Source organism: Peribacillus deserti, assembly GCF_002863585.1.
Lineage (GTDB): Bacteria > Bacillota > Bacilli > Bacillales > DSM-1321 > Paraperibacillus > Paraperibacillus deserti_A.
Map to the genome: position 1 here is coordinate 20,794 of NZ_PGUY01000044.1, position 8,468 is coordinate 29,261.

Sequence of the window (8,468 nt, forward strand, 5' to 3'; positions counted from 1 at the left end):
AGTTAAGCCTATAAATTACAATGAAAATATGATTATTAAATGTGGGTGGTAAGGATGGGGTGTTTTAGTGAATTTGCGGCAAAGATAGAAAACTACCTTGAAAAAAAGGTATTAATGCTTTATAAGGCAAAGCGATAGCAAAGCAGCGTGATGATTTCCGCGAAGGCAGACCGAATAAGTTTAACAAGGCGCAGATAGCACACGCGCTGAGCCTGCTGGCTACGCATTCCTACAAGCAAGTCGAAGAATTAACCGGAATCTCAAAGAGCACTTTAATACGAGCTAAACGCAAAAAGTCGGCCGAATAATAAGCCGCTCTTTTTTAAAGTACCCACGTAGGAAAAAGCATATATAAAAACAATGATAAAAGCAGTGGATTTCACACCCGAAATCGCACCGCTTTTATCATTGGTAAAATTAGTAAATAATCTTATTGCACTAACTGGTAAGTTATTGAAACACCGTCAAATCATTTTCTGACTTTATGTTAATTGCTTCCTGCAAAAGCCTTTGGAGAACAGCAGCAATAACTGCGATTTTTCAAAATGTTAATTGTTTTTTGGCTGCAAATCCAAGATATTCTTTATAGGTTTTTGAAGCACGTCCACAATGGCTGTGATGATACTTGTTGCTAAGATGCCCATTAGACCTAGAGATATTGGACCTGCTGAATCATCACCTGTGAATTGAGCACGAACCCTTAAATAAACTATTGCTAACAAAATGAAGAAAATGACAGTAAAAGTGCATTTTTTTAGTACCCTCAAAGATTGAAGAGATGAATCAGAGAAAGCATTGTTCTTTTCGATATAGGTTAGAAGTTTAAACCCTTGATACAACGCCACAGTAAACGTAATACATATTCCATATGCACATACCAAAAGTGGATATAGCGAATAATCACCTGGGCGTTCTATCGCATCTCTTCTGGCTGCTTCAGGCAAAAAATATATACACACGGCAAGCACTGCAATTCCAACCAGAAAAATAATGACCTTTAAGAAAGTGATAGAACCTCGTTTGACATTCATTTAAACACCTCACTTATTTAATGACAATACGAATTTAACATTGAATTTATTGTTTTACAATAAAAAAGTATTGTTTTATACTATTTCATTATTGTTATTGAAAAACCCTTTTAATGTTATCAAAAATAAAAAGCATTTCTCATTAAAAAGAAATGCTCTTACTTTAAAATGTTAAATTTATAAATTGTTCAACAAAACTTCCAAATTGTTTAATAAAGTAAATCATTTGATTCAATCCCCAACAGCAAACCAAACTGATCTTTCCTTAAGCGGTTATGTAAGCATCGGCATACTGATAGTTAATAACTTTTAGCCAATCAAGCGAGCGTTACTTTCAAAATTCGAGAACTAAGTTCCATGAAGGGGCACTAGTTTACATAAAATTCAGGCCTACGGTCAGCAACACTTGGTAATTTTTCGCGTACCCGGCTAATCCGGTCAAGATCAATTTCCGATATGATCAAAGATTCTTCTTCTCCTGCACTTGCCATGATTACACCCATTGGATCTATTATCATACTGCGTCCAGAGAAAATATTATTCACTTGATTTGAGGCAAAAACGTAAACTGTGTTTTCAATAGCTCTGGCACGTAATAGCGTGTGCCAATGATCTTCTTTCATTGCACCAGCGACCCATGCTGAAGGAATAAATAGAAAGTCAGCACCTTTCAGTGCTAATTGTCTGCTAATCTCAGGGAACCTCACTTCATAACAAACCAGCATACCGACCTTACCAAACTCCGTTTCCACGACATCCGGAACCTTCGATCCAGGGATAATTTGATCAGATTCTTTATAGGTAAAAGCATCATACAAATGTGTCTTACGATAGGCTTGTAACAAATCACCTGAACGGTTAAGGAACACTGTTGTATTATAGGCTCTAAATTCCTCATCTGGTTTTGATTCATATATTCCGCATATTACATTAATCTGATTCTTAAGAGCGATTTCTGCCAAGCCTTTTACAAAAGGACCATTTAAAGGTTCGGCTATTTTTGCAGGACTTGTATTAGAAGAAGCAGGAATAAATGCCATGTACATTTCAGGTAATAAAACAAAATCCGCTCCCGACTCCTTAGCCTGTCTAATATACCTTTCCGCCTTCTCCAAATTTTCATTTTTATCTTCACTTGTCCTTAATTGAGCAACAGCTACTTTCATTAAAAACACACCTCCAAAGAATTTAAAACACTAATGCGATTGGTTGATCGGTTCAAATTTCTCCAATGGACTTTCAGCATCAACCTTAAAAATGCGGTTTCTTCGATTATTCCAGATAAGGTTACCCTGATGTTTTCAGACATACAAAGGCAATGCATTTATTACAAGCGGGTGTTAACCTAATTTGTTCAGTACAAATAAAGTTGTTTACTTTTAACGGCGTGAAGCCACATTCTTTTGCTCCTTAAAATGGACAAATAAAAAAATAGTTGTTTACTTTCGATTTGGCATTCAGAAGTGAGAATGAATTTTGCGATAAAAAAGTTGTTTACTCTTATTGCTTAAAATATCAAAGTTTTACAAAAAAAAAAACCGACTTTATTGTTACTCAACATAATTTATTCGTGATCTTTGGGGACTGGAGCTGAGGGAGAGGATCGACTTCAAGCGCGCGGCTGTGGCCGTTGCGAGGAAGCTGGCCGTCATAATGCATGCGATGCGAAAAGCCTCACCCGCGAAGCCCCATCATGCGGCGGATGAATGCCGGCCGCGAAGACGACACTTAGGCAAACGACAGCCTCAGCGTTAAAAAGGGCTTGCATTTTGCCGCGCGATTAGACGACAAGCTTGACCCTCCACGGTCATTGCCTAGAAATGAACGGTGACGGTTACAGGCTTGCCCCTGCCAGAGAAGAGTGACATTTGCGGCGAAACAAGCCGCAAATGCAGGAGTAAACATCTCACAAACACGCCACTGATGCGCGACGGGCTTGACTATGGGGCGACGCTAATTAGCTCAGAGCTCGAGTGGTTCATTTGCGCTGTTCTTGAATTCAACCGTAGTGAAGATCATCGTGGTGTCGCCGACATTCTCAAGGTTGTGCAAGGCGAATTCGCCATGCTCGACCTTGTAATAGTGGGTCACCCCGGCATCGTAACTGCTCTCGTAGGTCGTGCCGTCGTGGTTCCGCTGAAGGAAGCGACCAGGCGTCACGGCAGTCCAGAAATAATCGAGCACGTGACGGTGCGCCGGCATTTTCTCACCGGGAGCCAATGTCATATTCCAGACACGCACACGGTTGTTTTCGAACACAAGCTCCGAACCAATATGGCCATTGAACTCATTTCGTTTGAACTCGTCCTTTATCTCGTCAGACCAGCCTTCAAAGCCAGTGGTGATCACTTCACCAGAACGGAAATTGTCAACAAATTCGGTAGAGTTTTGGGTCATGTTATCCTCCTTTTTTCTAGACCGGTGGAAGTGTTTCAGGTAGAAAAGCAGCACTTACGCACAGTCCAAAAAATACTAGAAATATTAAACTACACATCTAGTATATCAAGGACGGTGAACAAAAGACAAACATAAACTGAAAATTTTGACTATATTAGGGAAGCGTTAGAAAAGTTAGAGAACTGATAATTAAGTACCTTGCTGGTAGACATTCTTTATATGTAGACATTGTAAGGTGCATTTTTTATTATGGGCTTCTTTTTTGCATGCTTTTTTTATATTTTCTTAATATCCGCACTTTTCTACTTTTATGACACTCCATATTCAAGCATTATCCAATGTGATATATTCCGAAATATAAAAGACATGGAAGGAATGGTTTAAAAGTGGCATCTATACAACTTGACGAGGTGTTTGATTACACTGAAAAAGAAATTGCTTTTTGTAACAGCTATGTCAAAACAAATAATGGAACACTATCCGCAGTTAAAGCTGGATATTCTGAAAAGAACGCAACTGTAATTGCGAGTGCCATGCTAAAGAAGGAAAAGATAACGCAACTTGATACCTAACCATTGGATTAACATCTTGATCTTCCAGGATTTCTCGTAACACCTTGCGAGCTTCTAGCGCATCTATTAAAAAGTGCGTTCGGATAGACATTTCTATTTCTCCGATTAATGACTTTATTAAAGCTAGACTTTCTAGACAGAGCTGGATTTAAGGCCCTAGAGAAACAGGAGGTAAACCAAAATAGCAATATAACAGTGGAGTTTAATATCCCTAGACCTTCTAAGAAATAACCTAGGAAAATTTCACGGAGCTTTCGAGCGATTTTTCGTCCGGGAAGGATTGAGGCACCTTTTTGCTGAAATTAACATATACAAACGGGGCATGTTAGCTGAAGATGGAACCCCTCCTATTCCTGTCTAAAGTTAGACCTCCTAAACAAAAATTGCCCCAAAAACCCTTCTAGAAGACATAAAACACACACGAATTTCCCAATGTTTTCTTTAGATAATTGTCAATGGCAGCTAACTGTATATATAAGCAGACCCTCAAAGGTTACCAAAAAATACTCTTTGAAAGATTAATTTTTACAAATATTCTGTACTTAATAAAAAAACTTAGATTATAATTTTCTTATCACCGATTAAGGAGGAATTTCAATGAGAAACATCATGAACAAAACCGTACAAACATATAAGGGGGAAACACTTCTTTAATTGTAACGGTTTACTTCCTTATATGTGTTTATTTAAATAACACATAAAGGGGTAACTCATGAACTTTCCAGTCAAAAAATTTTTTTCCTATTATAAGCCTTATCTTAAATTGTTTCTGTCCATATTGGCCTGTGCTTTTTTCGTATCTGCATTGTCCTTGCTGTTTCCCTTGCTTGTCCGGTATATTACAAAATATGTACTGGAAGGGGACCTGTCCCTAGCCCTGAATAAAATATATTGGGTTGGCGGACTTTTGCTTGTCCTAACCGCAATTCAGAATATCGGCAACTATTTCGTAGACTACAAGGGCCATGAATTGGGTGCTAAGATGGAAAGTAACCTCCGTGCCGAGCTGTTTGAGCACATGCAAAAGCTTTCGCTAGGATTTTATGATAAGGAAAAGACCGGCCAGCTTATGTCCAGGATTACGAACGACCTCCTATGGCTATCCGAGCTTTACCATCACGGTCCTGAAGATTACCTGAAATATCTTGTCCGCTTTATAGGAGCATTTGTTATCCTATTTTTTATTAATGGGCCTTTGACAATTATTGTGTTCTGCTTTTTGCCTGTCCTGGGGTTCTTTACTTTATATTTTAACAAGATTGAAAACAGGGCATTAAAGAGAAACAAAGAAAGGATAGGAGACGTAAATGCACAAGTGGAGGATAGTTTGGCTGGCATCCGCGTTGTCCAATCGTTTGCAAACGAGAACGTAGAGATTCAGAAGTTCAACCTTGAAAATAATCGTTTTCTCGAAAGCAGGATCACCTTCTATAAGACAGAAGCGAATTTTTATAATGGAATACAAACGTTTATCCAGCTGATCACAATTGCGGTAATCATCTTCGGAAGTTCAAGCATCGTAAGAGATACATTGGATTTGGCAGATTTAATCACTTTCCTACTGTATATAAACTTTATGCTTGAACCAATTCAAAAAATGGCTCAGATGAGCACTCTTTTTCAGGAAGGACTTACCGGCTTCCAATGCTTTATGGAAATTATGACCCTCAAGCCCGCAATCGAAAACAAACCCAATGCTGTAAGTCTTCGGAAAGTCCTTGGTGATATCGAATTCAGGGATGTTCAATTCCGTTATGAAGACCATTTGGATCATGTTTTGAAAAATATGTCGCTTAAAATAAAAAAGGGAGAATATGTTGCCTTGGTTGGCCCATCGGGTGCAGGCAAAACGACTTTATGCTCTCTTATCCCCCGCTTTTATGATGTAACTGAGGGCAAAGTAATGCTGGACGGAATCGATATCCGTGATATCGATCTTTATTCATTAAGAAAAAACATTGGGATCGTTCAGCAGGATGTTTACTTGTTTGCAGGAACGGTAATGGAAAATATCCGCTACGGGAATCCCGATGCAAGTGATGAGGAAATTATCGCTGCCGCTCAGTACGCTAATGCACATGACTTTATCATGAAGCTGCCTTACGGTTATCAATCTGAAATTGGTCAGCGGGGGGTCAGGCTTTCAGGAGGACAAAAGCAGCGGCTTAGCATCGCCCGTGTTTTCCTTAAGAATCCGCCAGTCCTTATTTTGGATGAAGCAACGAGTGCACTTGATAACGAAAGCGAAAGCATTATTAAGGACTCACTAGAATTGCTTGCAAAAGGGCGAACAACACTCGTTATAGCCCACCGCCTTTCAACAATTCGAAACGCACAGAGGATTATCGTTTTGACTGATGAGGGTATTGTTGAAGAAGGAACACACGATGTGCTGCTTGCAAGGAATGGGGTTTATTCGACCCTATACTCCAAACAGTTTGAATCAATATTGTAATTTTTTTGGTTAAATCGGCTCTTAAAAAAGGGCCGAGTTTTTTCCAGTTTTCAAAGCGTAAAACCTATAACGGATATTCCTTAGTTGAAAAAATGCACTCAAACTATAGGGTGCTTTGATCCAGGCAGGATTAGGAATCTTTTTTGTTGAATTCCTTTTCAAACAAACGGTGCAGGATAGTTATGGATTTCGCTTATATTCACTGGGGATGATTGGTTAATTTTATAGGGGGTGTTTTATATGATAGACAACAAAGAAACTCCTGAACAAAGAAGAGAGAGTTTAAGACAAGAATAACTGAAAGGAAATCCAATGGGTAGTTTGAATGATGCTTTTAATAGAGCCAACAGTGAAAAATTGTGGATTTAGTAGGTAATTTGGGGTGGAAAGGCACGGGGATTCTTATCCTTACTATCCTAATAGGATTTATTCTCGCCTCACTCTTCTTTAAGTAAAAGTTGCGTTAATCCAGGGTTTTTTTGTGCAACTAACGGGGCAGCATTCCTGTAAAGAATGAAAATGAGGTTTGAATAAAAAAATAACCTCTTGGTAGAATGGGAGAGTCCTAAAGCTGGCACGCGAAAAGGAGGACTCATTAAACCAGGAGGATATAAAATGAATTATAACCAAAATGAAAAGATTTTCTCAAATCACTTCTCAGACTCTTATTATTGGTGTTGATATTGCCAAGTTCAAGCATGTCGCACGTGCACAGGACTATAGAGGAATGGAGTTTGGTTCCCCTTGTTATTTTGATAATACCAAGTCGGGAGTTCATCTGTTTCTTGAGTGGATATATAAATTAAAGAAAGAACAGACAATGGAGAAAGTGATAGTAGGTATGGAACCTACCGGCCAAGCTAAACCTAGCTCATTTACTGAAAGAAAATAATGTAAAATTTGTCGTAGTGAACCCATTACATGTTAAGAAAAGTAAGGAACTCGACGATAACTCACCGACTAAAAACGATGTGAAAGATGCTAAAGTCATCGCACAGCTGGTCAAGGATGGGAGATACGCCGAACGAACCAACCATTCCACAAGTTGTTTATGCAGAACTCCGTGTGGCGAAAAAAATACGTGATCTCCTAACTGTTGACCTTCAAACGGTGCAAGGCCAAATTCACAACTGGCTAGATCGGTATTTGCCTGAGTTTTTAACAGTCTTTAAGAGTTGGGAAGGGAAAGCAGCCTTGCAATTTTTAAGGCTAGGTGCCTTACCACATGAACTGATTCATTTCACTGATCAGTTCTTATTGGATCATTTACGAAAAGCAGTTAGTCGGAGTGTAGGATTAAACAAAATACTAGAGTTAAAACAAGCAGCTAAAGAGTCCATCGGACTTTGCCAATGTTCTAGTATGGCCAAATTAGAATTGGCCACTCTGCTTGATAAATATGACTTGATACAAGAGAAGTTCGAAGAACTAGATAATAAGATCGATAACCTAATTGAATATATCCCTGGTGTTCAACAAATGTTAGCTATTAAGGGTGTAGGGAGAGATACGGTTGCCGGCTTCTTTGCGGAAGTGGGAAATCTTCAAGATTATTCTCACCCTAGACAAATCATAAAGCTAGCTGGATTAAGCTTGAAGGAGAACACTTCAGGAAAGCATAAGGGGCAAACAAAAATCACAAAACGAGGTAGGAAGAAGTTAAGGGCTCTCCTCTTCAGGGTTTGTATGATTATGGTCTCTAAAAATTCGGCATTTAAAGCACTTCATGCTTATTATACCCAGTGTCCGGAAAATCCTCTAAAGAAAATGCAGTCTCTGATAGCCTTGTGCAATAAGTTAATACGCATATTTTTGCCATTGGTAAGAAACAATTTGAGTTTAGTGAAGAGCGAATGTTAAAGGATATCCCTCATATGAGAGCAAATATAGAAGGTGAAATAGCCGCTTAATTCAGTAGGAACAGTAAAGTAGAAAAGGATTTCAGGTGTGATTAGACTCGTACATTTGAAGCACGGATTAGTCAGCAAAGCAACTAAACTTCGGGCAAGGACC

At 38.9% G+C, this 8,468-nt stretch carries 5 protein-coding genes and 3 pseudogenes; 5 read left to right on the plus strand and 3 right to left on the minus strand.

Annotation, left to right across the window (positions count from 1 at the left end; translation table 11 throughout):
- Window positions 1-125: 125 nt before the first annotated feature.
- Window positions 126-308, plus strand: a pseudogene (locus CUU66_RS14370) (recombinase family protein); the annotation flags it as partial.
- A 142-nt stretch (window positions 309-450) separates the two neighbouring features.
- Here the strand turns inward: CUU66_RS14370 and CUU66_RS14380 are convergent.
- From CUU66_RS14380 to CUU66_RS14390, 3 genes and pseudogenes are all read right to left on the minus strand, one after another.
- A pseudogene (locus tag CUU66_RS14380) lies at window positions 451-1,031 on the minus strand (DUF2975 domain-containing protein).
- 368 nt (window positions 1,032-1,399) lie between these two features.
- Window positions 1,400-2,197 carry a carbon-nitrogen hydrolase family protein gene (locus tag CUU66_RS14385; RefSeq protein WP_101643341.1) on the minus strand — a complete coding sequence of 266 codons (798 nt, stop codon included), beginning with the start codon at window positions 2,195-2,197 and terminating at the stop codon, window positions 1,400-1,402.
- 796 nt (window positions 2,198-2,993) lie between these two features.
- A complete protein-coding gene (locus CUU66_RS14390) occupies window positions 2,994-3,428 on the minus strand; it encodes a hypothetical protein (RefSeq protein WP_101643343.1) in 435 nt (144 codons plus the stop codon).
- Between the two features lie 386 nt (window positions 3,429-3,814).
- Here CUU66_RS14390 and CUU66_RS14395 point away from each other — a divergent pair, with 386 nt between their 5' ends.
- The 4 genes and pseudogenes from CUU66_RS14395 to CUU66_RS14410 all read left to right on the plus strand — a co-directional run bounded on the left by CUU66_RS14395 (window position 3,815) and on the right by CUU66_RS14410 (window position 8,365).
- Window positions 3,815-4,000, plus strand: coding sequence for a terminase small subunit (locus CUU66_RS14395; RefSeq protein WP_180955293.1), 186 nt, complete (start codon window positions 3,815-3,817; stop codon window positions 3,998-4,000).
- Between the two features lie 712 nt (window positions 4,001-4,712).
- Window positions 4,713-6,455, plus strand: a complete 1,743-nt coding sequence (locus CUU66_RS14400) for an ABC transporter ATP-binding protein (protein WP_101643348.1) — start codon at window positions 4,713-4,715, stop codon at window positions 6,453-6,455.
- Between the two features lie 359 nt (window positions 6,456-6,814).
- A complete protein-coding gene (locus CUU66_RS25220; protein WP_308302497.1) occupies window positions 6,815-6,910 on the plus strand; it encodes a DUF6366 family protein in 96 nt (31 codons plus the stop codon).
- A gap of 160 nt (window positions 6,911-7,070) precedes the next feature.
- Window positions 7,071-8,365 (plus strand): annotated as a pseudogene (locus CUU66_RS14410) (IS110 family transposase).
- Window positions 8,366-8,468 lie beyond the last annotated feature (103 nt).

Excerpts from the sequence above, each read along its gene's own strand:
- CUU66_RS14385 (WP_101643341.1), bottom strand. The coding sequence starts at position 2,197 with ATGAAAGTAGCTGTTGCTCAATTAAGGACAAGTGAAGATAAAAATGAA.
- CUU66_RS14390 (WP_101643343.1), bottom strand. The coding sequence starts at position 3,428 with ATGACCCAAAACTCTACCGAATTTGTTGACAATTTCCGTTCTGGTGAA.
- CUU66_RS14400 (WP_101643348.1), top strand. The coding sequence starts at position 4,713 with ATGAACTTTCCAGTCAAAAAATTTTTTTCCTATTATAAGCCTTATCTT.